The organism is Microcoleus sp. N9_B4, assembly GCF_036701635.1.
Lineage (GTDB): Bacteria > Cyanobacteriota > Cyanobacteriia > Cyanobacteriales > Microcoleaceae > Microcoleus.
In genome coordinates this window covers 121,793-145,695 of sequence record NZ_JAUBRC010000013.1, presented here as the reverse complement: position 1 = coordinate 145,695, position 23,903 = coordinate 121,793, and the positions used below count along the sequence as shown (strand labels likewise).

Sequence of the window (23,903 nt, the reverse complement as noted above, 5' to 3'; positions counted from 1 at the left end):
TCCTTCTTCCTTCTTCCTTCTTCCTTCTTCCTTCTTCCTTCTTCCTTCTTCCTTCTTCCTTCTTCCTTCTTCCTTCTACTTATTATCTCTCTTCTCTTCCTCTGCGCCCTCTGCGGCCTCTGCGGTAAAACCATTCCAAAACAACCGTCAACGATATAAATCCATTAAATCAATCAGGAGTAACCGAAATGGGAATGAAATGCGTCCAGTGTAACACCGACAACAATTTGCGCGATCGTACCACCAACTCAGGTCGCTGTAAACGGTGCAACCATCCGTTTGTATTTGAACCCACTACCGTCACTGATAAAAAGTTGGCATTCACCGATCCCTTTTTCAAAAAGGCGATCGAAGATATTTCCAGCCAGAATATGTTATTTTTTACGCCCAAACAGTTTTTGTATTTGATAGATCAACGGCTAAAAAATCGCACCTCATCTAACCTCTGGAACTGGATTTTAGGATATTTAGTCCAGAGCTTTTTCCTGGTGAACTTTGGCGGTATATTCATTAGCTCTATCTTTTCTGACACTGCGGGATTTTTGATAGTGTGGACAGTTTTCAATATTATTTGGATTCGGGGATTTTTCGCGAACAGCCAATCTACCGAGCAAAGTGTTCGCAGCAGAAAAATTAATGCCACAAATTTACAAACTTTAGGAATAATTATTTTAGTAACAGGGATTTCAGGAAGCTTGATATTTAATTATTTTCCAGGATACATCGCAGCCTCTACACTAGGACTATTTTCCTACTGGCTCAGCATTTCACAAAAAAATAGCCCACAGATAACGGGTGAAATATTTCTCGTTAATCAAGCGCAAAGCGATAAATGGCTGCGAGACTGGCAAAGGGTAAACGGCGCACTAGAAAAACTGCTGCCTGCACCTCGCCAAGAAGCTTTACCCGCCAGCATCGATCCCGAAGTTAGCGCCTACAGCTTCGATCGCGCAATTATCTGTGACAGTGACGAAATAGCTCAATTCCTCATTGCCAACAACGTCCATTTTGAAAACAACTGCGCCATTCTTAGTATTAGTGGCTATCCCCAAAGCATCTTCAACACCGTAATCGAAATGCTGCGCCGTAATGCCGATTTGAAAGTTTATGCGCTGCACAATGCGAGCCCTGCTGGAGTTGGTTTAGTGCATCAATTACGAACCAGTCCAGACTGGTTTGCGAATCAACAGGTGACGATTTTTGATTTAGGCATTTCTCCCCGCCAAATCTTGGAAACCCGCGATATGTTTGTCCAGCAATCTCAAACAATGGCACAAAGCGCACGTCAATTACCCGATGCTGTGAGGCAAGGTTTAATAGCCGAAGAACTAGCGTGGCTGGATGCAGGCAATTTTGTAGAATTAGAATCGTTTACGCCGCAGCGGTTGTTGCGGGTGGTGAATTATGGACTTGCTCAGAGTGGAGATCCGCAGGGTAACGAGGGCTTAATATTAGTGGATGATAATGTTGGATATGGTGGTGGCTATGTGTTTGTCTCCGATAGTTTTGGTTAGGGCGTGTTTTTCAAATTTTATATTAGACTTATTAATAATCAGCTAAAAAAGTCTTGAAACTTAGTCTGAATAAGATTTTTAGCGCTCTTTTGTTAAAATCATAAAAAGCTGATATTTGCAAGGGCTTCAGCGATTTTAAAAGGAGGAGCAAAAAAGCTGATATTAAGTTGGTGAGTAAAGGTTTCAGATTTTTAAATTTCCCCCCACGGGGGGAAATTTAGTTTAAATTGTGTGAAATTTGCCTTCAACTTTCTCTCGTCTGGTTTTGTTTGTGTAGGCACGGTTTATAACCGCCCGGACTTTTAACAGCCTGGACTTATTTAAGTCGTATACTCCGCATTAATCTTCACGTAGTCGTAACTCAAATCGCATCCCCAAGCTTTCGCAAAACCGCTGCCATTCCCGACACTAACCTGAATTACAACTGTATCAGCCTTCAAATATTCTCCCTCTGCAGCCGCTTTCATATAATTACTCGCAGCAGCGCGATCGAACTCTTTAGGCTGTCCGTTTTCCATCATCAAAAAATCCCCCAATTGAATCCGCAAATTCTCTTGATCGAAAGGTACACCAGCGCGCCCAGCCGCCGCCGCAATTCTGCCCCAATTCGGATCGCGTCCGAAAATAGCAGCTTTCACTAAAGAAGAACCGACAATTGTTTTGGCAATTTTACTCGCAGAAACTTCATCCAGCGCGCCGCTAACTTGCACTTCCACCAAACAAGTTGCACCTTCGCCGTCACGGGCGATCGCCTTTGCTAAATGCACGCAAACTTCTGTCAGCATCGCTTCTAATTTTTCAGCATCAGCCCCCATTTCCGTAATTGCAGGTGTGCGGGATTGACCGTTTGCCAAAGCAATTAGCGAATCGTTGGTACTGGTATCGCCGTCAACAGTAATTTGATTGAAACTTCTGTTAGCCGCCCGACTCAGCATTTCTTGCCACAAATGCGATGACACTGCTGCATCGCAAGTTACAAATGCCAGCATTGTTGCCATATTCGGGTGAATCATTCCCGAACCTTTGCAAATGCCGCCGATGCGGACGGGCCGATCGCCAAACATGGTTTCCAGGGCGATCGTTTTCGGCACTAAATCAGTCGTACAAATAGCCTTAGCCGCCGCATCGGAACCAGTTTCCGATGCCTCAGCAACTAATCGCGGAATTCCCGCCCTCAGCGGCTCCATTTTTATCCGCTGTCCGATGACACCAGTGGAGGCCAAAAGAATCGATTCTGGAGGAATATTCAACGCTTCTCCCAACAATTTGGCACTTTCGAGGGCATCTGCCAAACCTTGTTCGCCAGTAGCAGCATTAGCTTGTCCCGCATTGCACAAAATTGCTTTGGCGCTGGGTTTAGCTTGCAAACGCTGACGGCAGTAGTCCACACAAGCGGCCCGGACAGTGGATGTGGTGAAGACTCCAGCGGCGATGGCATCCACCTCTGACAAAATTAAACTTAAATCCGGCAAGCCTGAAGGCTTCAAACCCGCTGTAATTCCCGATGCTCGATACCCTCTCGGTGCTGTAACTCCGCCGTCAATTTCTTTCCAGTCCGACATCATGACCTCCCTAGTAGCCTTCAATCTGCTGAAAGGGGATTATATCATTTTAGATTTTAGATTTTAGATTGCGAACAACTTATTTTGTAAGGGTTTGCTCGTTTTCTGCTTCCCAGGCGTGGAAATGCAGTTCAGGGAGGCTGTGACTCACTTTTTGTCTTTAACCAACCCCATAAAACTAATCGCGGCTTCCAATCTAGAGTTAGAACTCAAGAAGAAGTCGCGACGGTTTTGTAATTGACATTATTAATTTTTAGCTGGCAAACAACAAACTCCCTTCAACTATCTCGCCGTTGAAAAAAGGGGTTATTTGCGATCGATACTCGCTGGAGAACCAGCATCTAAACCAACTTCAGCAGCCACACGGCTCAGCATGGATTCCTGACGGTTTTTGACGACGTGTTGATGGCGCATCATCAGGGTGCGGGCTTGTTCTTGAGTTGACATAACTGATTTCTCCAAATTATAGGTAATAACTTCGTAGACAATTGTCGAAATTGAGCTTGCCCTAGCTCATAGTGGCGTTGCTGCGATCGTAACTGGCTTGAAAGCTGGGCTGCGGTTTGCCTTGAATGTGACCCCAGTAGTGCGTATCTTCCATCCCGACTTCGGTGGCGGTGCGGTTGAGCATGGATTGCTGGCGGTTCTTCACCAGTTGGTGGTGGCGCATCATCAGAGAGCGAGCTTGATTTTCGGTAGACATATGGGGTTCCTCCGTATTCTTTAGATTAATGTTGGGCTGTTTTTTTCTTCTCTTCTATCACTATAACAGACAATTCTGTATCTAAAGCTACCAAATGGAAATTGTCACAAAACTTTACAATTGGGCTATGGGGCGAGAATCTCGATCGAGGTTGCAGGGAGTGCGATCGGGCTTTGGCTCGTGGATTCAGGCCCAACCCCAAGCAGCAGTTGGCAAAAATTGCCAATATTCATCTTCTAAGAGCCACATTTTGGCGGCTACCTAATTACCAAGGGCAAAAATAACTTTATAGTTTGGTTCAGAGTTATAGATGCAGAATTTTGTCTCTCAAGGAAGTTGAATTTGCTTGAGTTAACAGTAAATTTAATAAATAGCGAATCACAATTAATTTACAATGATTAAGCAGCTATGCTCAAGCATAGTCAAGTTTTTTGTAGTCAACTAGATAATAGAGTTGGGCTAAGTGAATCGCCATCGCCCTCCTCAAAAAGCGAGCTTTCTTTGTTGATAAAAATAGATTAAGCCCCAGCAGCCTCCCCACAAAAAAGAGCGATCGTCCTCCCCTAGAAAAACAATCGCCCATTCACCTATAATTTCAATCAACATCAAGTCCCGCCCTTCAGAAACTATGCTGTACCCACAATCCCAGAGCGCCCCCTAGCGTCTTTTTCAGGAGGATGCCAGGGGGAGCGAAAGGCTCTGACGTAAGTTTTTCAAGTTGTGTGTACAGCGTAGCCCTTAAGAAAGGCGTGCCGGGGAATAAGCGGCCCTAATCGTCAAACAGTAGACTGGTACTACAGCAGACGTTAAGTGGACACGAGCACTACTCGGCGACTTCAGCTTCAGCTTCCGCTTCAGGTGCATCTGGCACATCTTGCTTGATTGTCAAATAGCGAATCACTTCTTCGCTAAGACGCATCGCGCGCTCCAGGGTAAAAATTGCAGCGCCCGGAGCTGTATAGTTCATTTGAACGTATACTCCGTCCCGGTGCTTGCCGATTTCGTAAGCCAAACGGCGCTTGCCACGGTGCTGAGTTTCGATGCTTTCAGCACCTTGATCGCGCAAAATAGTTTGATATTTAGCGATCGCCTGGTCTGTCATTTCCTCACCCAAATCAGGGCGGAGAATGTACATAGTTTCGTAAATAAACGGTTTCATGGCAATAATCCCCTTATGGACAACAAGGCTTCTCACGAAGCAAGGACTTATTATCATATCCCAACAATGAACAATCTCAAAACTAAAAAACCAAATTCCCCAAACAACACTCCCTCGCCGTGGAGCACCCTGTGGACGTACAGCATCATGAGCGCGATCGCACTTTTAATGCTGTTTCCCTTGCTGTGGCTGCTCAGTACCTCCCTCAAATCCCCCAACGAAAACATCTTTCAATTTCCTCCGCAACTGTGGCCACAACAGCCAACCCTCGAAAACTTCATCAAAGTTTGGCAAACCAACCCCTTCGGCCGCTACCTGTTCAACAGCACCTTAATTGCCGGCCTCACAGTTAGCATCAACGTCCTCTTTTGTGCCCTCGCCGCTTACCCCTTAGCCCGACTAAAATTTCGCGGCCGCGAAGCCATCTTAATCACAATCATTTCCACAATCATGATTCCCTTCCAAATAGTCATGATTCCCCTATACATATTGACAGTACAACTCGGACTAAAAAATAGTTATTTAGGCGTAATCTTTCCCGGACTAGCCTCAGCCTTCGGCATATTTTTATTACGACAAGCATTTCTAGCCGTTCCCAAAGAACTAGAAGAAGCCGCCCGCATCGACGGCTGCAGCGAATTAGGCATTTGGTGGCACGTCATGATTCCGGCAATTAAGCCAGCTTTAGTCACCCTAGGAATTTTCGTATTTATCGGTTCTTGGAGCGACTTTCTGTGGCCACTGCTAGTTTTAGACAGACCGGAATATTACACCTTACCTTTAGGGGTAGCCAATTTAGCCGGGACATTTTCTTTAGATTGGCGTTTAGTTGCGGCGGGTTCTATTATTTCTATTGTTCCAGTTTTAGGACTATTTTTGCTCTTGCAAAAATACATTGTGCCAACAGAAACCGCCGCCGGAGTCAAAGGATAGAATGAGGGCATGGGGCATGGGGCATGGGGATTGGAAGTCGAAAATTAGTATTTATTCCTTCTGCGATACAACTCACAAAATTTATTTGTTATGTACGAACTACCAGAAATCCGCTGGATTGTTGACTGCGCTGGGGTTGTAGATACTATTATCGGGTTTGCAAATGCGATCGATGCCCCAGACTGGCAAAAATTGCGATCGCACCTAGCCGGCGAAAGAGATATCGACTCTTCGGAATTTTGAGGAATCAAACAAACTGTGGTAATTGTCAGCGACAATCCTGAAGTGCATGGCGCTTTGCGGGGCAAATCGCAATGAACTCTCATTCACAACTGAAATGCGAACTGATTTTTCCTAACTAAAAATTTCCGCCTACCTGGGAGTGAAAACTGCACTAGGGTAAGCAATCCGCTTGTGATTGAACTGTTCCCAAACTCGCACAAAAATCTCCGCAATTAGAGACATATCCTCCCGCGTCAAACCCGAATCAATCAACTGATTATCCTGCCAGCGAGCCCTCAAAATCCGATTAACCATATTCAAAGCCTCTTCATGAGTAGCATCCTTGAGCGATCGCAAAGCAGCCTCGCAAGAATCCGCCAGCATCAGAATCCCGGTTTCCCGCGACTGCGGAATCGGCCCATCGTAGCGAAAATCCTCCTCCCTCACTTCCCGACTTGCGATTGTTAACTTTGAATTATCCGCATCGGGCAAAGAAATCTTTAAATCTTCTATTTCTTTGGCAGCAATTTGCTGCGCTTGGTGGTAGAAGTAAGCAATTAACATTGTACCTTGGTGCTCGGGAATAAACGCCTGAATTGCCTTCGGCAATCGATGCTTCCGCGCCATCACCAAGCCCTCGGTAACGTGCTTTTTAATAATCTCCGCGCTCGCCCAAGGGTCATTAATTTCATCGTGTTTGTTGCCCCCACCCATTTGATTTTCACAAAATCCGAGAGGGTCGTGCATTTTTCCAATATCGTGGTATAGTGTCCCAGTTCTGACCAGCTCAACATTGCAGCCGAGTTCCCGGGCAGCAGCCTCCGCCAAACTCGCCACAAACAGCGTGTGCTGAAAAGTCCCCGGAGCCTCGGCCGCCAATTTTTTCAACAGCGGGCGGTTGGGATTGGCAAGTTCCGCCAGCCGGATCGGCGTAATCAAGTCAAAAACGTGTTCCAAATAAGGGCTGATGCCGATCGCCACAACGCTCCAAGCCAAACCGGCCAAACTTTGCGCGCCCACAGTACCGAGCACGACGTACCAAATCGCACCGACAGCGGCGCTGGCAATCAAAGTCCCCACCAGATAAACCGTCCCCTGAGTCAACCCAAGAGCCAAGCCCAAAAGAGCCAATTCCTCGCGCGATCGCAGCCGCCCGGCCATAAAAGCGCCCAGCAATCCCCCCGCCCCGCTAGCCACCAAATGAATCAAGTCCACATTTAAGCCAACGGGCAGCAGCGCCGACAGCAGCCCCACCACAGTCACTCCCACAGCCGAACCGTAGAAGCCGCCCGCTAAAATCCCGATCGCGGGCAAACTCGTCCAAGGCAGACCCAAACTCACCAGCACCGGCGCGCTCAAAGTCAGCAGCAGCAATAGCAAATGATCTCTCCGGCGCAAGCGGTAGTGCCTTTCCACCAGCAGTACGATCGCAATTGCCCCCCCGACTAAACAAACAAAACCCGTCAGCCCCAGCCAATTCACCCCCCGGCGACTTAAACCAAAATAGTCCAGCAACACGAAATCTTCCTGCGAGATCTCTTTTCCTTGTGCAACAATTATCTCGCCCTGATCCACTGCGATCATCACCGGTTTCACCTTTTGCGCCGCTAATTCAGCTAGCTGTTTGGTTTCCTCGCGATCTCTCACCAGATTTGGCTGCAAAATCGCTGTTAAACCCTCAACCGCCAAAGCTTGGGACTCTAACGGCACTTCCTCAGCTACTTGCAGCTTCACAGCTTCTTTCAAAATCTCTTTTGGCAACCCCTGCGGGATACCTTGAGCCACGATCCTTTTTACTGCCCGAGTCATGCCCGTTTGCGTTTTCTGCCAAGCTGCATCCGACAAATCAAATAGGGAAATATCGTAAATCTGTGGCAACCGGGAAACCGACGGTTTTTCCAGCGCCTCCACAGCATTGAGATAGCGCCGACGAGCCTCGGAAATACTGTCTGTCAGGCTTTGAAAGTCTGCTGCCCGAACCGATCGGCTGTAAGCTTGCAGTTGAGCGATAGCATCTTGCTGAGACTTGTTATCTGTTGCCACAGCAATTGCCGGGGAATCCAAACTCAATCGCTCGGAAGTTGCACTTTTGTCACCCGCTTGCGCCAAAATCGAGCGCCACTCCCACTCGGGACAGCCCCGCAAGTAAACCTGAGCTGTATTTGAGAGCGCCGAGGTACTCGCAAACGGAAACGGGCCTACCGCCCTTCGCAGCTCGCTTCCCTGCTGCAAAAATTGTTGTAATTCTTGATAAATTTGTCGATCGACCTCCGGATCTAGCATTAATATCGCTACAGCCCCGATCCGCGCTGCTTTCCGCTGTTCTTCAGTAGTTTTGTAATCCGGGACGCTAGCAGTAGCAGGAGCCTTAATCGTCTGAGGAGCTTTCGTCCCCACATCCAGTTTCGGCTGGTTGTAAAAGCGGTGGCCCAGAGTGCTGCTTAGAGAAACTACAGCTACGAGCGCCAACATAGGGGAACGAGCTTGATTTTTGAGGCTTGATTTGGAGGTTTTACTTGAAAATCTAGTAAAAGTCTCGGGCGGAGCCCATTTCTGGCGCGACAAACGGTTCAGGAGAGACCCGCTAGCGCGATCTGTATGTACTTTGCTGTCGCCATTTTGCACTTTAGCAATGTGTTGGCGCAGTGAGCGTGCAGCCCCTAGCTGCTCAATCTGCCGCATCAATGAGGAGAGCGTATTCATTTGTGTCGAAGATATATCACTGTTATCCAGCAGCTTTGTCAGAATTTCTGACTAGGCATCTTGATTGAGTTTATCCGAACTACCGTGGCTGAATATTCAGCCCTTACCAGTAAAAGCTCCAACCTTTATATTTTACGAGGTCTAATGACATAAGGTGCAGCCACCGATCGGGCTAGCGCTGCGGAATCCAGTCCGGTATCGGGCTTGTAAACTCCTGCCCAAACAGCAAACAGGTTATTTGCTAACTCTACAATTTTTACATCGCTGCCAGTTCCCCAGAGCGAAGGTTCTCGGCCGTCGGCTAGCTGCTGGGATTTAACCTCAGCCGAAGATACCTGTCGCCATTCTACAGGAATCGCACCAACGCCGTTATAGGCTCCAGACAAAGCTCCTGTCAAAGCGCAGGTTATTTGTCCGGCTATACCACAGCGGGCGGCGCGCACCACTGACAAGCGCAAGTCTTCTGGGGTGTTCAAAAAGCAGTAGAAAGCTAAGGCAATGGGAATCAAATTTCCAGGGTTGACAATTGACTCGGTTGGTAATTTTTTTTCACCTTCGCCCTGTCTTTCTCGAAAAGCTGTGGCGCTTTTGCACAGATGAGTGGCGGCTGTTTCTAAATCGGCTCCCTTTTCTAGTAGTATTTGCACTTGCAGCAGCAGCTCTGTTAAGGCATTATCTGTTTTCAGGTAAGCAAGTGTTTGCTCGATCGCTGTCGCGGGGTCAAGTCTTTCTTTGAGAGCTCGGGCGATCGTATATTCTACTGCTAAAATTGCTGTTTCCCATTGTGGCTTGTTTTCGTTGGGCCAAACCTCTATCGCCAGCATGATTTTTTCTCGTAGCTTGGCTTTATTTTCGTGAAAAAACATCGCAGCAGGCAGCGCAGCAATGGCAGCTTCAGAAGGGTTAAGCAGGCTTTGAAACTCACTGCTTGGCGGATGGTAGATTTCCGACTTGGCAAATGCTTCCCAAGTATCGCGCCAATCTTTTAAATCTAAACCCCTACACCGAATTAAACTTTGAGCACACGCTACCGCAAGTCTCCCAGAGGCGGATGAGTCTTTGCCACTTGGGATTTTACTGTTGACAGAATTCAACGCCAATGTTGCCCCTCTTAGGGTCAATTTTTGGTGTTTCGTCAGTTGTAATATCGGCTGCAAGTCTTCTGTTTGGGGGGGGACACCCACGAGTTGCCTCTGGTATTGCAGACCTATAGAGTCTCCTAAAACTGCCCCCAGGATGGTTCCTTGAAACTTGCTCAACAGGGAATGCCGCATTTGAATTTAACTCAAGTTGTTAGTAATTGGTAATTTATAATTTATAATTTTTTCTGGTATCCTTTTTTGCCAAAGTCTTGTGATTAATTGGAATTAAACCCAAACATATAAGGGCTGGTTTTCCATCTAAAACCTGCCCTCATCCGATCGCTACAATCGGTAAATTTCTAATTTTTAATCAGGTAACTAACTAGAGCTTGCAGCCCCAGCCGATAACTTTCTGAGCCAAAACCGCTGATTTGCCCGATCGCCACCGCTGCGATAAACGAGTGGTGGCGAAAAGCTTCCCGCCGGTAAATATTGCTCAGATGAACTTCTACCGCAGGGATATTCACCGCGGCGATCGCGTCTCTAATTGCCACACTCGTATGAGTATAGGCTCCAGCATTAATCAATAAGCCTTGGTGCTGCCCTAACATCGAGTGAATTGCATCCACCAATACCCCTTCATGATTCGACTGCTGAATTGAGACTTGCACCTGGAGAGCTTGCGCTTCTAGTTCTAGCAACTTGTTGATATCATTTAAAGTCGCAGAACCATAAACTCCAGGTTCTCGCTGACCCAATAGATTCAGATTAGGGCCGTGAAGTACCAGGATATTTAACAATTTTAAAATTTCCAGCGCAACAAAAATTATGAGAGTTTTGACCTGGGATTTAGAACCAGTCTCCAACCTCAAAGCTCAAAGCTCAAAGCTCAAACTTCCAATCCAGTCCCGACTATCGGCGATTTCTCGGTTGGTTTACAGGAATACGAATCGGTTCGAGTTCCGGTTGAGCTTCAGGACTCAGCAATCCTTCTATCAGCTTGCGAACCCATTCTTTAATTTGTTCCAGCACCTTTTCAATGTCTTCCATTGAACGGATAGCTCCTTTTCTTATAGTCTAGATTGCTAAACCGACGGCTAAATATCTGAAAATAAGCAAGCACGACTTTGAAACCAAAGGTCAAACTTGCTTTCTCGCTTGCTGGTTATTTTGAGCAATGGAGAGAGTCAGTATCTTGGCCAATCAGTCCTATCTTATTATCATAACGAATCTTTACAGATAATCAAGAGGCAAAAGGAAAATTGCCGAATTATATCGGAGTATAGAGTGTTAAATAAAGCTTAAGCTTACGGTTGACTGTTGACAATTGACCAATCGTAGGATTTTTTCTACACTTTTGCCAACAATAATTTACGCCGGAGCCGATCGAGCGCCGTACAGCTACTCAGATGCCGAATCCACTCGCGGCCTCTGGCATCGCCAAAACGGTATTCAAAACTTTCTGCGTCGCCGTGGGGCCCCGCTAAACCAACATAAACCAGTCCGACAGGTTTAGCGTCTGTGCCACCTCCGGGCCCGGCGATGCCTGTAATGCTCAATCCCCAATTTGTATTGAGGCTGGCGCGAACTCCCGCAGCCATTTGTTTTGCCACTTGGTGGCTGACTGCCCCAAATTCGGCTAAATCTTGGGGATTAACACCTAATAATCCTTCCTTAACTTGATTGTCGTAAGAAATAATCCCGCCTAAAAAGTAGCTCGAACTGCCGGGAACACCAGTCAGCATCGCCCCCAATCCTCCTCCGGTGCAGGATTCAGCCACGCTAAGAGTTTGCCCCGCATCCAGCAACAATTGGCCCACAGTCGAAGCGAGGGTATCGCTATCAGCACCGTAACAGTCTAAGCCGGCAATTTGCCGCAATTGTTGTTCGATCGGCTCAATCAAGTTTTTAGCAGCCACGGAGGACTCCGCGCGGGCCGAAATCCGCAGTTTGACTTCGCCGTGATTGGCGTAGGGAGCCACAGTAGGATTAGTTAAATTCAGAAAACTATCTACTTTTTCGGCCAATGCCGACTCAGCAATCCCCCAAAATTTCAATGTGCGACTGTAAATAGTGGCGCTGCACCAGCCGCCATTTTTCAGGTAAGGAACGGCGGTTTCTTGCCACATCAAGTGCATTTCCGCCGGTACGCCGGGAAATGTCATTACAGTAACGTTGGGAATCGGCTGCCAAATAATGCCCGGTGCCGAACCGCTGCGGTTTGGCAGAATGTCGGCAGTTTCTGGAATTAAAGCTTGTTTGCGATTGCTGGGACTCATGGTGCGTCCCCGCTGGGCAAATTTGTATTCGATATCGGCGATAATTTCCGGCTTTTCGATGAGGGGAACCCCAAAAAAATCGGCGATTGTTTCGACTGTCAGGTCGTCTGGTGTGGGGCCGAGGCCGCCGGTGAAGAGCAAAAGCTGCGATCGACTGACGGCGATTTCTAACACTTGTTTGATACGTTCTGGATTGTCCCCCACCACTGTTTGATAGTAGTGAGGGATTCCCAGACTCGCTAATTCTTTGGCTAAAAACTGGGCATTGCTATTAAGAATATCGCCTAACAGCAATTCAGTGCCAACACAAATAATTTCAGCAACCATGCAATTTTAGATTTTAGATTTTAGATTTTGGATTGGAGATTGGGGAATTAGGGAATTGGGCATAGGGCATGGGGCATTAGAAATTATTTATTTTTCTTCCTTCTTCCTTCTTCCTTCTTCCTTCTTCCTTCACCTAGCGTGTCTCCAAACTTTCCAGCTAGCATATCCCAGCAAACTGGTTGCACCCATAGCGTAAATTACGCCACTGGGAACTGAAAAAGCTAGGGCTAAACTTCCAACCCACAGTGTCAGCGAGTAAATAAATAAAACCGCAAATCGATGGGATAGTCCGGCTTGTAGAAGTCGGTGGTGAAGGTGGCGCTTGTCAGCAATAAACGGTGACTTGCCGTTGCGAAGTCGATCGAGAATCACCGCCGACATATCTAAAATCGGTACAGCTAAAATTAAATATGGCAGCAACACAGAAGTAACAGCCGTAGTTTTAACTAACCCAATTACTCCCACTCCAGCGAGAGTAAACCCGATAAAATAAGCCCCGCCATCTCCCATAAAGATTTGAGCCGGATTGAAGTTGTAACGCAGAAATCCCAAGGCCCCGCCAGCTAAAGCCGCTGCAATCAGGGCCGCTGCCGGTTGGTGCATCGACAGACTGACAATCAGCATTACAACTGCTGCAATCCCTGAAACTCCGGCAGCTAAACCGTCCAAACCGTCAATCCAGTTGATGGCGTTGGCCATGCCGACGAGCCAAATCACGGTAATTGGCAAGCTCAGCCAGCCAATATCTGTCAGTCCCAGGGAGGGAACTGTAAGAAACTCAATTTTTACCCCTGCCATCCAAGCGATGCTGGATACGCCAATTTGCATGAGCAAGCGTTTTAAGGCAGAGAGCGAAAATAGGTCGTCTGCTAAACCGATGAGGAAGAATCCGATGCCGCCGAGGGTGACTCCCCAAATTTCGTATTCGTCTTTGGGATTGAGAACTTGTCCGCTAGCATCGATGAAGCCTCCTGAGAGCCAGACAAATAAGAGGGCAGTGATAGTGCCGAGAAAGATGGAAACTCCTCCCAAGCGCACCATCGGGCGCTTGTGGACTTTTCGCTCGCCTGGCCGATCGACTCGCCCGCTTTTGAGACCAATTTTTTTGACTATTGGTGTACTCCAGAGGACGACGATCGCAGAAACCAGAAAAGCGAGTATGTGGTACAGATACTGGTACGGCATCTGAAATCAATTTTAAATAGTGCGGGGCAATTAGTCTGTCAGGCAGAGTCTACTACATTTCAGATGGCTTATAACAAGGAAACATCTTGAAGAGCGACTGGGGGTTTGGGAGGCGGAGATTTGCCACAATGGCAGTTGTCCTGGGGCGAATTGTCAGGTTGTTCATTCATAACTCTCGAATTAACGATTTGAAATATCGACTCTTTCGCGAGCAAAAAAGTCGATATTTGGCGAGCGGGTCCAGCCCTAGCGGTATCTTTCGCAACCGACAAATACCGTTAGTCTAACCAGCCCCGCCCGACAAATATCTTTACTAAAAACCGTATTGGCGATCGATATTTTTGGTGAAAACCGCTTGTCAATATCGCTCCCGGCAACTCTCAATATTTTCCTGCTCTTTTACCCTTTTACCCGTACACTTCCCACTACCAATTTCCCATTGCCGATCAGGAAAATTAAGCTAATGCCGGCACTTTCAAGTACAAGTGGGGATATAAGGGGAAGCGATCGCACAGTGCTGCGACTCGACGCAGGCAGTCGGCTGCGACGCTTTCATCATCTGGATTTAGCAGGCGATCGGCAATAATATTGCCAATCTCGGTAAATTCTGATGTTCCCATTCCCCTGGTGGTCATCGCCGGCGAACCCAGTCTCAAACCGCTGGTGACAAATGGCGATGCCGGATCGAAAGGCACGGTATTTTTATTAGCAGTAATATTCACACCGCTGACTAATTGGTCGGCTCGTTTGCCTGTCATGTTTACCGATCGCAAATCAACTAGCATTAAGTGATTGTCCGTGCCGCCGGAAACGAGTTTTAAACCCCGCTGCTGCAACTGTGCAGCTAATGCGCGTGCATTTTCAATTACTTGACCGGAATAAGTTTTAAATTCAGGCTTTAAGGCTTCGCCGAAAGCTACTGCTTTGCCAGCAATCACGTGTTCTAAGGGCCCACCTTGAGTGCCGGGGAACACTGCTTTGTCAAATTTTTTACCTAATTCCGGGTCATTGGTCATAATCAAGCCACCACGGGGGCCACGCAGGGTTTTGTGAGTGGTGGTGGTGACTGCGTGACAGTGGGGGAGGGGGTTCGGGTGATGCCCTGTGGCGACTAACCCGGCGATGTGGGCGATGTCGGCGAGCAGGTAGGCTCCAATTTCGTCGGCGATCGCTCTAAACTTCTCAAAGTCGATAATTCGCGAATATGCTGAATAGCCGCAAATTAGCAATTTCGGTCGGTTTTCTTTGGCCAGTGCCAAAATTTCGTCGTAGTCAAGCTGTTCTGTTTCTTGGCTGACGCCGTAGTGAAAAGCTTTGAACCATTTGCCGGATACGTTGACCGGCGAACCGTGGGTCAAGTGTCCGCCGTGGGACAAATCCATGCCCATAATTCCGTCTCCGGGTTCCAGCAAGCTCAAAAATACTGCAAAGTTGGCTTGAGCGCCGGAGTGGGGCTGGACGTTGGCGTGAGCGGCTCCAAATAGCTGTTTGGCGCGATCGATCGCGATTTGCTCGATGCCGTCAATAAATTCGCAGCCGCCGTAGTACCGTTTGGCTGGCAGTCCTTCGGCGTATTTATTGGTCAGCACTGAGCCTTGAGCTGCCATTACCGCTGCGGAGGTAAAGTTTTCGCTGGCGATGAGTTCTAGGTGGTCTCGCTGCCGCTGGAGCTCTTGCCCGATTAAATCGGCAATGAGCGGATCGGTTTTGGAAAGAAATTCTAAGTTAGAGTCCGTCACAATAATCAACCTCTTGACAAATTTGGGATTGGGAATTGGGGATCTTATACCGTACTACGGATTTCGCAGGATTGACATAAATATTACGTTGTGTTCAGGTTAAGCGGTTTGTCCCCAACTCCTGACATACAATGAAATTACTGGTGTGAAACCTGCCGGAGGTATCAAATGTTAGTCATTTTAATGGAAAATCAGATGCTTGCCCCTCAGTGTGTTTGCCAAAGTTGTTTGCTGGCCGATCGCACTGGACAACCGCGCTGGAGCGGTGGAGAGCTTCGCTGTGGCCATCCAGTTGCTAAACCTACGGAAAATTTGCCCGATCGGTACGAGTGTCAAATGGGCTTCGTCATTGCCAATATTAAATAATCATTGGGCATCGGGCATCGGGCATCGGGCATGGGGCATTGTGACTATTAACCCGATTCGATCTAAGTTCCCCTATCTGGTACTTGAGGCTGCTATCGGCCCACAAATGAGCAAATTCCGGGCGAGTCGGAACTGAGCCTGCTGCGTTATGCTGATTTTAATAGGAATTAATAGTTCACCGATCGACTCAGGAGAGTTCATTATGACTTGGCGCGGGTCTACAACTGTTCCAGACCGGATTTTTGCTTCTTTGCCTTATTTGCTCCCGTTGGTTGACGGGCTTGCCTTTGGCAGGTTTCTGTTTACACAGTTTCCTGTCCTGCAACTGTTGTTGATACCGCTAGCTCCATTGATGCAAATTTATAGTTTGCCCTTTGCTAGCTTGATTATCTTCTTTGCCTTGTATTTAGGAGTAGTTAGAAACGAAAACATCAGTCACTTCATTCGTTTTAATGCGATGCAGGCGATTCTTTTAGACATTGTTTTGATGCTGTGCGGTCTAGTTTTGCCGATTTTTTCTAAAGGCTTACAAGTCGCATTTATTGCGGAAACTCTGTATAACATGGTGTTTTTGGGCGCTTTTGCTGCATTTGTCTATGCAGTCGTGCAGTCGCTTTTGGGACGCTATGCAGAGATTCCTCCGCTTTCGGATGCTGTTTATATGCAGGTTCGTTAGTTAGTTGGCAGTTGGTAGTTGACAGTTGACTGTTGGGAGTTGGCAGTTGTTAGTTGGTTATTATTTGTTGGTTCTAATGCCCAATGCCCAATGCCCAATGCCCAATGCCCAATACCCAATAACTAATAACCAATAACTACTGTATTTTCAAGACTGCCAATGCCTTCAATTTCGATGCGGACTCGATCGCCTATTTGTAGCGGCCCTACTCCTTGCGGCGTTCCCGTCAGTATCACATCACCGGGAATTAGGGTCATTATTTGACTGATGTAGGAGACGAGAAAGTCTGGGGAAAATACCATGCGATCGATCTGGGATGACTGTACCGGTCGCTCGCTCTCATTGACAAAAGTCTGCAATTGTGCAGCAGGGCTCAGTTCGCGGACAATCCAAGGCCCCAAGGGACAAAAAGTATCGAACCCTTTGGCCCTGGCCCACTGGTTGTCCCGCTTTTGCAAATCTCTGGCTGTTACGTCATTGGCGATAGTATAGCCCCAAATTTTGCTGTGTGCTTGTTCGGGAGTACAGTTGCTACAATGTTCGCCAATTACCAGGGCCAATTCTCCCTCGTAGTCTACCCTTTCCGACTGCTGCGGATAACGAATCGCTGCACCTGCAGGGATGACTGCACTCGGAGGCTTGAAAAAAAGCAGGGGTTCTTCCGGTACTGGGGTTCCCATCTCGGCCGCGTGATCGACATAATTTTTACCTACGGCTACAATTTTTGAGGGAGAGCACGGGGCGAGAATTTGGTAAGTATCTGGTGAAAGTTCCAAATCGGTTGGTTGTCCTTTTAACCAGGGCGGTGCATCAAATACTTGAACGCTGTGGCCCAGTTGCAGTAAACCGTAATGGATGTGTCCTTGTGTTGTTTTGACTCGAACGTAGCGCTGGGCCATAGTATTTTAGATTTTAGATTTTAGATTCTAGATTCTAGATTAAGAGGATATAGGCATAATTGCGGAAAATTAATTTGTTTATGCCCGTTTAAGATTTTCGGTGTGCAATTTTGCAACTGCTTTCTGTACAAATGCCGTGCAGCGGTAGATCCCAGGGGTCAACTGGTAGTTGGGGTATCAAGGCAAATTCAAAGATAATGCCGATCGTAATTTTTGATTCCCACTCAGCTAAACTGAGCATTCGATCGTAATAGCCGCCGCCGTAGCCCAAGCGATAGCCGCGAACATCGCAGCCTACTGAGGGTACGAGCATTAAATCTACTTCTGAGTGGTCTATTTTAGGAGCATCCGGCAGGGGTTCCAGTATGCCATAAGCTCCAGTATGTAAAGCATCTCCAGGCTGCCAGATGTGCCAGGATAGCTCTTTGCCGACACAGCGGGGAAATCCCCATTTGCGGGGAGTTACAAATAGGGGACTTAAATCTGGTTCTTGGCGACAACTGAAGTAGGCGAGGATTGTTTTTGCTTGGGTGAATAGGGGCGAGTTTTGCAGGCGGTTGCAGATGCTCGCGCTCTTTTGTCTCCATTCTTGTGCTGATAGGGATTTGCGGGTGTGGAGGAGGGATTTTCTTAATTCTGTTTTAGTTGATGAAGGTTCAGCAGTGTTCATATTTGCGATCGAATCTCTCGTTTGAGTTCCAGTCCGACAGGGGTTGAAAACCCCTGTCTCATAGCGAAAGTCCTCTAAAAGAGGACTACAATTAATTGCATTTCCATCAAACTCTGTAGTCGGTTTTAACCGACTTTAGCTTTGAGGCAGGGGTTTCAACCCCTGCCGGACTCCCGGACTGTCGGACTGTCGGAAAGTATCAACATTCTGTTTTAGTTAATGAAGGTTCAGCAGTATTCATATTTGCGATCGAATCTCTCGTTTGACTTCCAGTCAGACAGGGGTTGAAAACCCCTGTCTCACAGCGAAAGTCCTCGCTTTAGAGGACTACAATTAATTGCATTTTCATCAGATTATGTAGTCGGTTTTAACCGACTTTAGCTTTGAGGCAGGGGTTGAAACCCCTGCCGGACTGTCGGACGGTCGGAAAGTATCAACCAACTGGATTTGAGAGCACATATTGTCTCACCACAGGACAAACGCTGAATAGCGTTTCATTCTCCATTTCTTCTATTTCCACTAACGATCGCCTCCCCAAAGATTGCAGCCCGTTGAATAACTCGGAGGGCGATAAATCGGCATTTTGTAGCAATTGCTCTATTGAAACTGGGCGTTGCTTAATCAGGGTATGAAAAAAATAAGTTGAAAATCCCCAACCTTTGTCAATACTGGTTTCTATGACTGGCATATTTAGCCTTTCATACCGTAAATCAGCAACGCCTCTTATTCCTACTGACTACTGACTAATGACTACTGACTAATGACTTCTTTTACTGTACTTGAGAGCCGTGGACGCGGGGGTCGGAGCTACTTGTTTTCACAGGCCCTGTGGGGGGAGTAAAATTAGAAACTTGACCGCCTGCTTGGACGTGTGGCAGAGGTTTTCCTGCAATTAAAGCTTCTAAGTTAGCTTCCATAATACTGCGCGGCATTTCGCCCATCGTTTCCGCAACGGCGCTACCTTTATCGTTCAAATAGACAAAGTGCGGAATGCCATCTACTCGATATTTTGTGATTTCTGGCAGCCATTTGTCATTGTCTACATTCAGCATCACAAAATTCATCGGTTCGGCATATTTCTGTTTGATTTCGCTCAGATCGTTAGCCATTGCCTGACAGCTACCGCACCAATTAGCATAAAATTCCATTAGTGTCGGTTTGCCATTTACCAAAGCTGTTTCTAATGGCGTTGAAGCTTTTGCCATGTCCGTGAGACTGCTTGACGGCGTTTGGGTTTGCAGCCCGAAGAAGATGGATATTGAAAGGGCGATCGCTGTTAACACGATCAATAAGTTTCTGAGGCGCGTGGCGACTTTTGTTTCGGGATTTTTGGCTGCGGGGACGACTGTTGACTTGGGGGAATTCTGGGTCATAAAATAAATTGCGCGTTGATTTCTATGTTTTTATTTTAAATAATAGATTCAGATTATAGCACATTTTGAGATAATCAGACTCATCTCATAAAAATTTCTGCTAAAGGCAGTAATTAGACCAAGTGCGCTAAAACAGAAGATAACAAAGATTGTTTGTAAATTACCGAGGACTTGCAGGGTGAAAAAACGGGTAACACTGACGTTTCCCCAACGATCGATCCAAATGCCTGTCACCTATCGACTGGCAAAGGATTTTAATGTTGCAGCCAACATTATCCGTGCTCAGGTGGCTCCGAATCAAGTGGGCAAACTGGTGCTAGAGTTATCAGGGGACATCGACCAACTAGAAGCGGCGATCGACTGGATGCGATCGCAAAACATCGGCGTTTCCCTAGCCAGTCGGGAAATACTCATAGACGAAGATATCTGCGTCAACTGCGGTTTGTGTACGGGAGTTTGCCCGACGGAAGCCTTGACCCTTGACCCAGAAAGCTTTAAACTAAGTTTTGCTCGATCGCGGTGTATCGTTTGTGAGCAGTGCATCCCTACTTGTCCGGTTCAAGCTATTTCTACTAACCTTTAGGCCCTGTACAAACTCATCGGGATTATCATTTTTTTTGCGTCGTGGTTCCCCTAATTGTGCCATAGGATGAAAAAAAACTCTTGGGTTTCCCTAACTCTACTTTTTGTTACTTATTTCACTTTTGGCTGGAAATTATCTGAGTTTGATGTTCCTCCGCACCTAACTTGGTTTTTAGCCATAGCTTCAATTTTAGTGTTAGCTGTTGCCTTGTCGTTCCCGCTGAAAGGGATAAAAGCCTTAATAATGCGGTGGTTTTCCAGTGACATTGGTGCTTTTCTTTCTATTATTGTAGGAGCTTTTGTGGCAGTGGTAGTTTTTGCCTGGCTCCACCTTTTTGCTACTTGTTTAGTCTTGATTTCAGCCGGAGCTTTGGCAAGACTCGATATTCAAATATCTGGTTGGAAAAATTGGCGGGCTTTTGCGGTATTAGCTAGCATTTGTTTAACTGGTGTGGGATTGGGCGGTGCGATCGAGTTTTGGTTAAAGACAGGCAGGCTCGTATTCTCTTAATGAGGAACGGGAAATTCATCCAACCAAATTCTATAACTCGCAACGGATATGTAGCCGAAAACTATCAGATCCCCCATCAATAAATACAGCTTATTTTTTTTCAATCCCCCACCCCCGGATTAATTCCCGGTTCCGCGCCGTAATCATAGCAGTTTTCAAGCCTCGTGAGGTAAAGCTTCTCAATTGCCGATTCCCCGTTGCGCGTTACTAATTCCCAATTACTAATTACCAATTACCGACAAACCTGGGGTGGAACTGAAAACCCCTAGGGCAGTATTGAACTGTAGCGACTGTTGCTCAAAATATTATTGCCAAGATCCCACAAGTCCCGCAGCCAAAAATTCATCGCACTAAAAAAGCAGCTTTAGGGAGCTGCTAGTCAGAATGCATGAGGTATTGTTTTTAGAATAGGGCAGGTGGAATTCGATCGGTGCTGGGTTACATTTTTTGATACGGGAGAGTTGATGAGTGAATGGACGATCGTAAAATCGTCACATAGCAGGGTAGCATTGATGCTAAATTTCCCGACAATCAAGTTAGCGTTTAACTGTCCTTGCGCCCTACAGCCCTTCAGCGGTGGGGCCATTTTATTTTTAGGGAGAACTCAATAGCCGACTTTAACCAATCAGATGAGTCTGCCATTAGTTCTGGTATAAAATCTCCGCATCACCACATCCTCAAACTTATAAAAGTTACGCATCACATCCACTCAAACCCGGTGGATTGCAAAATATTGGGTGGTTAAACGGACACACTCAGACAAAAACCAGTATTTTCACCGAAGTCCAACCATTTTAGATTTTAGATTTTAGATTTTAGATTTTAGATTTTGGGAAGGAGTGATGAAGCTTGTGGTTTGGAGCTTGTGTATAGTTGCATTATTTTTTTGAAGTGGTATCAAAAGTCCTCACAAACCTCTTATTTTCTCAGCAACTCGGTTTCTGAATGTATCAATTGAGATCAGGCCCGGTTTCTGGTTTGATAACTTTTTGGATTTCCTCGATCGCCCTAGTCGCCACTGCTTCAGGCCTTTCGCCTCCACGGGTGCAGACTCGGACATCTGCTTGAGTGTAGAAACGCTCTCGCTCTTTCAAAAGGCTTTGCAGCTTAGATTTGATCTCGCCCTCCTGCAGTAGGGGTCGAGCGGTGTCCGAACGCAGTCGATCGTACAGTTGATCTACAGGCACATCCAGCCAAACTACTACACCGTAGTGCAAGTAACCCCAATTCATCGATCGCGTTACAATGCCACCGCCCGTAGCCACAACCGAATTTTGATACGCAGACAACTCACCGAGCACTTTAGTTTCTAGTTCCCGAAAAGCCTCTTCCCCTTCTCGATCGAAAACCTCAGCAATTGACTGATTAGCAACTCGAACAATTAGTTCATCAGTATCAAAAAAACGGTATTTTAATTTTCTTGCCAAAATCCGCCCCACCGTTGTTTTTCCCGCACCCATCATCCCGACGAGATAAATATTTACTCCCCTCAACCCATCCACTGCCAAATCCTCCGATATTTTTCTATTTTTTCAGGTTAATTGATCGGCCAGTGAGGCCATCATCGTCATCAAACTCATCACCCTCATCCAATCCCCAATCCTCATCTGCTTCTGCAAGAGGATTTATTGGTGCTTCATCAGTGGGTTTAGGAATATCCCCTCCCGGAGGAACCAGCACTCGATACTCCGCATCGTATACAGCCTCAGTTTGCCCCACCCCAGACTGGCTCGGATCTCGATAGCCGTAAGAATATATTGAGCCAGCCCAAGATTTGCTTTTCGGTTCCTGCTGAGCTTCGTAAGCCCTCGGACTTGCCGCTGGAAGATCATTTACCTGCGGTTGATCGGAAAAATCGCGATCGTCCCCCCAATCGTCATCACCCCCTTGAGAGCCGGATTTTGAGCCATCTGAGACCCAATCATCCTCATCGTCTGCTGCCGCATAAGTCCCCGGTTGAGCGTAATCCTTCGCCCCATCCGGGTTCGGAGTTTCTTGCTGGAAAGTCCGGGCACTGTAACCCGCCGACGTGCCGTACTCAGTTCGGTAGGAACCAGCAGCCTGAGTTTGGCTATTTTCCCTATTCAGATCCGGGTCAATTCCCTGTTTTCTAGGAGGGGGAGGCGGCGTGTAAGGTGTTCTCCTGTCCTCTGGGAAAGTATCGGGACCGCTGCGACTGGATCGGCCGGTGCGGTCTCCCGTTGGAGATAGGTAATTTGAAAAAGCCAGCAAACCAGAAATCAATAAAGATGTGAGAGCTCCCACCACCATGCTGAGCAGAATCCAGATAGATAAAGGCAAAGCAGGCGATCGAACTCCCAAAAACACCAGTGATAAAGCCGGCTCCACATTTTGCAGGGCAAAAATAGTCAGCCCCACCACAATTACTAGCAAAAATACAGGTCGCATATTAAAAATATTAAGAATTTGTTTGTTGTATGTTGTCAGTTGTATGTTGTCAGTTATTGGTTATTGGTTATTGGTTATTGGTTGTTACTGTCAACTGTCAACTGTCAACTGTCAACTGTCAACTGTCAACTGTCAACTGTCAACTGTCAACTGTCAACTGTCAACTGCCAACTAACTCCCTTCTTCTTCCTTCCAGCGTTTGAGAGGAACGCAATCAATCCCCAACTGGTCTAAAGCGCGAGCCACCACAAAGTCTACCAAATCTTCAATAGTTTGCGGATTGTGATACCAAGCAGGAATCGCTGGTACAATTCTAGCTCCAGCTTCCGCCAAGGTAGTCAAATTCCGCAGGTGAATCAAGCTAAAAGGCGTTTCGCGAGGCACGAGTACCAATTTTCGCCCTTCCTTGAGCTGAACGTCGGCCGCTCTTTCGAGCAAATCCGAGCTCAAGCCAGCCGCCAACTTGCCTAGTGTACTCATGCTACAGGGAATAATCATCATCCCTTGGGTGCGAAACGAGCCACTAGCAATATTAGCACCGACATCTTGCCAGGGATGGCACCGAAGTTTACCCATTGTGGGTACTCCTGCTTGTTCCCGCCAGAATTCCTCTTGTAGTGTCGGTTCTGCGGGCATTCGAGTGTTCTGTTCGCTTTGCCAAACCATGTAAGTAGACTTGGAAGCTACCAGTTCGATCGCGCGATCGGCCTCCAACAGATATTTCAGAGTTCGCACCGCATAAATCAGTCCCGATGCACCGGTCACTCCTACAATTAGGGGGTAGTTATTCGTCATTAGTTATTAGTTATTTGTTATTTGTCGGTTGACTGTTGTTAGTAATTAGTTGTTATATCAATGTTTTTAGCATCAGAATTATTCCTATTTTTATTCTATTCATCTGCGTGAATCAGCGTCCATCCCTTGTCATCTGCGGTTAATACATTCTCTTTTTTGTGCCGCCGATAAGGGCAGATTAACACAGATTAACGCAGATAAATTCGATCAATTC

General features: G+C 47.0%; 26 protein-coding genes. 8 read left to right on the top strand and 18 right to left on the bottom strand.

Features of this window, described 5'->3' with window-relative positions:
* Nucleotides 1-194 precede the first annotated feature (194 nt).
* A complete protein-coding gene (locus tag QUA43_RS11570; RefSeq protein WP_333373965.1) occupies nucleotides 195-1,514 on the top strand; it encodes a hypothetical protein in 1,320 nt (439 codons plus the stop codon).
* A gap of 320 nt (nucleotides 1,515-1,834) precedes the next feature.
* Here the strand turns inward: QUA43_RS11570 and argJ are convergent, their stop codons facing one another.
* The 3 genes from argJ to QUA43_RS11555 form a co-directional block, all read right to left on the bottom strand.
* On the bottom strand, nucleotides 1,835-3,076 hold the full coding sequence (gene argJ, locus QUA43_RS11565; RefSeq protein ID WP_333081021.1) for a bifunctional ornithine acetyltransferase/N-acetylglutamate synthase: 1,242 nt from the start codon (nucleotides 3,074-3,076) through the stop codon (nucleotides 1,835-1,837).
* Between the two features lie 306 nt (nucleotides 3,077-3,382).
* On the bottom strand, nucleotides 3,383-3,523 hold the full coding sequence (locus tag QUA43_RS11560; RefSeq protein ID WP_172188083.1) for a hypothetical protein: 141 nt from the start codon (nucleotides 3,521-3,523) through the stop codon (nucleotides 3,383-3,385).
* A 61-nt stretch (nucleotides 3,524-3,584) separates the two neighbouring features.
* The gene (locus QUA43_RS11555) at nucleotides 3,585-3,779 is read right to left on the bottom strand and encodes a hypothetical protein (RefSeq protein ID WP_006631905.1); all 195 of its coding nucleotides are present in this window, start codon (nucleotides 3,777-3,779) and stop codon (nucleotides 3,585-3,587) included.
* A 94-nt stretch (nucleotides 3,780-3,873) separates the two neighbouring features.
* Between QUA43_RS11555 and QUA43_RS11550 the strand changes: the two genes are divergently transcribed.
* The gene (locus QUA43_RS11550) at nucleotides 3,874-4,044 is read left to right on the top strand and encodes a hypothetical protein (RefSeq protein ID WP_333373964.1); all 171 of its coding nucleotides are present in this window, start codon (nucleotides 3,874-3,876) and stop codon (nucleotides 4,042-4,044) included.
* 558 nt (nucleotides 4,045-4,602) lie between these two features.
* On the opposite strand, the gene rpsF is transcribed toward QUA43_RS11550, so the two are convergent.
* Complete coding sequence (rpsF, locus tag QUA43_RS11545) at nucleotides 4,603-4,938, bottom strand: 30S ribosomal protein S6 (protein WP_006631907.1); 336 nt, start codon at nucleotides 4,936-4,938, stop codon at nucleotides 4,603-4,605.
* 15 nt (nucleotides 4,939-4,953) lie between these two features.
* Here rpsF and QUA43_RS11540 point away from each other — a divergent pair, with 15 nt between their 5' ends.
* On the top strand, nucleotides 4,954-5,871 hold the full coding sequence (locus QUA43_RS11540; RefSeq protein WP_333294360.1) for a carbohydrate ABC transporter permease: 918 nt from the start codon (nucleotides 4,954-4,956) through the stop codon (nucleotides 5,869-5,871).
* A 90-nt stretch (nucleotides 5,872-5,961) separates the two neighbouring features.
* Nucleotides 5,962-6,114, top strand: a complete 153-nt coding sequence (locus tag QUA43_RS11535) for a hypothetical protein (RefSeq protein WP_333373962.1) — start codon at nucleotides 5,962-5,964, stop codon at nucleotides 6,112-6,114.
* A 129-nt stretch (nucleotides 6,115-6,243) separates the two neighbouring features.
* Here QUA43_RS11535 and QUA43_RS11530 read toward each other — a convergent pair whose 3' ends face one another.
* The 7 genes from QUA43_RS11530 to glyA form a co-directional block, all read right to left on the bottom strand.
* Nucleotides 6,244-8,796: an HD family phosphohydrolase gene (locus QUA43_RS11530; protein WP_445301963.1), complete on the bottom strand. Its 2,553-nt coding sequence runs from the start codon at nucleotides 8,794-8,796 to the stop codon at nucleotides 6,244-6,246.
* A gap of 125 nt (nucleotides 8,797-8,921) precedes the next feature.
* Nucleotides 8,922-10,070 carry an ADP-ribosylglycohydrolase family protein gene (locus QUA43_RS11525; RefSeq protein ID WP_333373960.1) on the bottom strand — a complete coding sequence of 383 codons (1,149 nt, stop codon included), beginning with the start codon at nucleotides 10,068-10,070 and terminating at the stop codon, nucleotides 8,922-8,924.
* A 167-nt stretch (nucleotides 10,071-10,237) separates the two neighbouring features.
* Complete coding sequence (aroQ, locus tag QUA43_RS11520) at nucleotides 10,238-10,678, bottom strand: type II 3-dehydroquinate dehydratase (protein ID WP_333060849.1); 441 nt, start codon at nucleotides 10,676-10,678, stop codon at nucleotides 10,238-10,240.
* Nucleotides 10,679-10,790: 112 nt separating this feature from the next.
* Complete coding sequence (locus QUA43_RS11515; protein WP_333373958.1) at nucleotides 10,791-10,928, bottom strand: hypothetical protein; 138 nt, start codon at nucleotides 10,926-10,928, stop codon at nucleotides 10,791-10,793.
* A 299-nt stretch (nucleotides 10,929-11,227) separates the two neighbouring features.
* On the bottom strand, nucleotides 11,228-12,484 hold the full coding sequence (locus QUA43_RS11510) for a competence/damage-inducible protein A (protein WP_333373956.1): 1,257 nt from the start codon (nucleotides 12,482-12,484) through the stop codon (nucleotides 11,228-11,230).
* Between the two features lie 129 nt (nucleotides 12,485-12,613).
* A complete protein-coding gene (locus QUA43_RS11505) occupies nucleotides 12,614-13,669 on the bottom strand; it encodes an MraY family glycosyltransferase (RefSeq protein ID WP_333373954.1) in 1,056 nt (351 codons plus the stop codon).
* A gap of 455 nt (nucleotides 13,670-14,124) precedes the next feature.
* On the bottom strand, nucleotides 14,125-15,408 hold the full coding sequence (gene glyA / locus QUA43_RS11500; protein WP_333373952.1) for a serine hydroxymethyltransferase: 1,284 nt from the start codon (nucleotides 15,406-15,408) through the stop codon (nucleotides 14,125-14,127).
* 168 nt (nucleotides 15,409-15,576) lie between these two features.
* Between glyA and QUA43_RS11495 the strand changes: the two genes are divergently transcribed.
* Complete coding sequence (locus tag QUA43_RS11495) at nucleotides 15,577-15,774, top strand: hypothetical protein (protein ID WP_006631916.1); 198 nt, start codon at nucleotides 15,577-15,579, stop codon at nucleotides 15,772-15,774.
* Between the two features lie 202 nt (nucleotides 15,775-15,976).
* Complete coding sequence (locus tag QUA43_RS11490; RefSeq protein WP_015176109.1) at nucleotides 15,977-16,450, top strand: Tic20 family protein; 474 nt, start codon at nucleotides 15,977-15,979, stop codon at nucleotides 16,448-16,450.
* Between the two features lie 122 nt (nucleotides 16,451-16,572).
* Here the strand turns inward: QUA43_RS11490 and QUA43_RS11485 are convergent, their stop codons facing one another.
* The 4 genes from QUA43_RS11485 to QUA43_RS11470 form a co-directional block, all read right to left on the bottom strand.
* The gene (locus tag QUA43_RS11485) at nucleotides 16,573-17,349 is read right to left on the bottom strand and encodes a fumarylacetoacetate hydrolase family protein (protein WP_333373950.1); all 777 of its coding nucleotides are present in this window, start codon (nucleotides 17,347-17,349) and stop codon (nucleotides 16,573-16,575) included.
* A gap of 88 nt (nucleotides 17,350-17,437) precedes the next feature.
* The gene (locus QUA43_RS11480; protein WP_333373949.1) at nucleotides 17,438-18,019 is read right to left on the bottom strand and encodes a 5-formyltetrahydrofolate cyclo-ligase; all 582 of its coding nucleotides are present in this window, start codon (nucleotides 18,017-18,019) and stop codon (nucleotides 17,438-17,440) included.
* 433 nt (nucleotides 18,020-18,452) lie between these two features.
* On the bottom strand, nucleotides 18,453-18,707 hold the full coding sequence (locus QUA43_RS11475; RefSeq protein WP_333373947.1) for a hypothetical protein: 255 nt from the start codon (nucleotides 18,705-18,707) through the stop codon (nucleotides 18,453-18,455).
* 82 nt (nucleotides 18,708-18,789) lie between these two features.
* On the bottom strand, nucleotides 18,790-19,392 hold the full coding sequence (locus QUA43_RS11470) for a thioredoxin family protein (RefSeq protein WP_333373944.1): 603 nt from the start codon (nucleotides 19,390-19,392) through the stop codon (nucleotides 18,790-18,792).
* A gap of 178 nt (nucleotides 19,393-19,570) precedes the next feature.
* Here QUA43_RS11470 and QUA43_RS11465 point away from each other — a divergent pair, with 178 nt between their 5' ends.
* Complete coding sequence (locus QUA43_RS11465) at nucleotides 19,571-19,975, top strand: NIL domain-containing protein (protein WP_333123118.1); 405 nt, start codon at nucleotides 19,571-19,573, stop codon at nucleotides 19,973-19,975.
* A gap of 66 nt (nucleotides 19,976-20,041) precedes the next feature.
* Complete coding sequence (locus QUA43_RS11460; protein WP_333373942.1) at nucleotides 20,042-20,485, top strand: hypothetical protein; 444 nt, start codon at nucleotides 20,042-20,044, stop codon at nucleotides 20,483-20,485.
* Nucleotides 20,486-21,435: 950 nt separating this feature from the next.
* On the opposite strand, the gene QUA43_RS11455 is transcribed toward QUA43_RS11460, so the two are convergent.
* The 3 genes from QUA43_RS11455 to QUA43_RS11445 form a co-directional block, all read right to left on the bottom strand.
* Entirely contained in the window at nucleotides 21,436-21,987 is a 552-nt protein-coding gene (locus QUA43_RS11455) for a shikimate kinase (protein WP_333373940.1), read from the bottom strand.
* 22 nt (nucleotides 21,988-22,009) lie between these two features.
* Complete coding sequence (locus tag QUA43_RS11450) at nucleotides 22,010-22,894, bottom strand: LapA family protein (RefSeq protein WP_333373938.1); 885 nt, start codon at nucleotides 22,892-22,894, stop codon at nucleotides 22,010-22,012.
* A 171-nt stretch (nucleotides 22,895-23,065) separates the two neighbouring features.
* Complete coding sequence (locus tag QUA43_RS11445; RefSeq protein WP_333167368.1) at nucleotides 23,066-23,689, bottom strand: flavin prenyltransferase UbiX; 624 nt, start codon at nucleotides 23,687-23,689, stop codon at nucleotides 23,066-23,068.
* Nucleotides 23,690-23,903 lie beyond the last annotated feature (214 nt).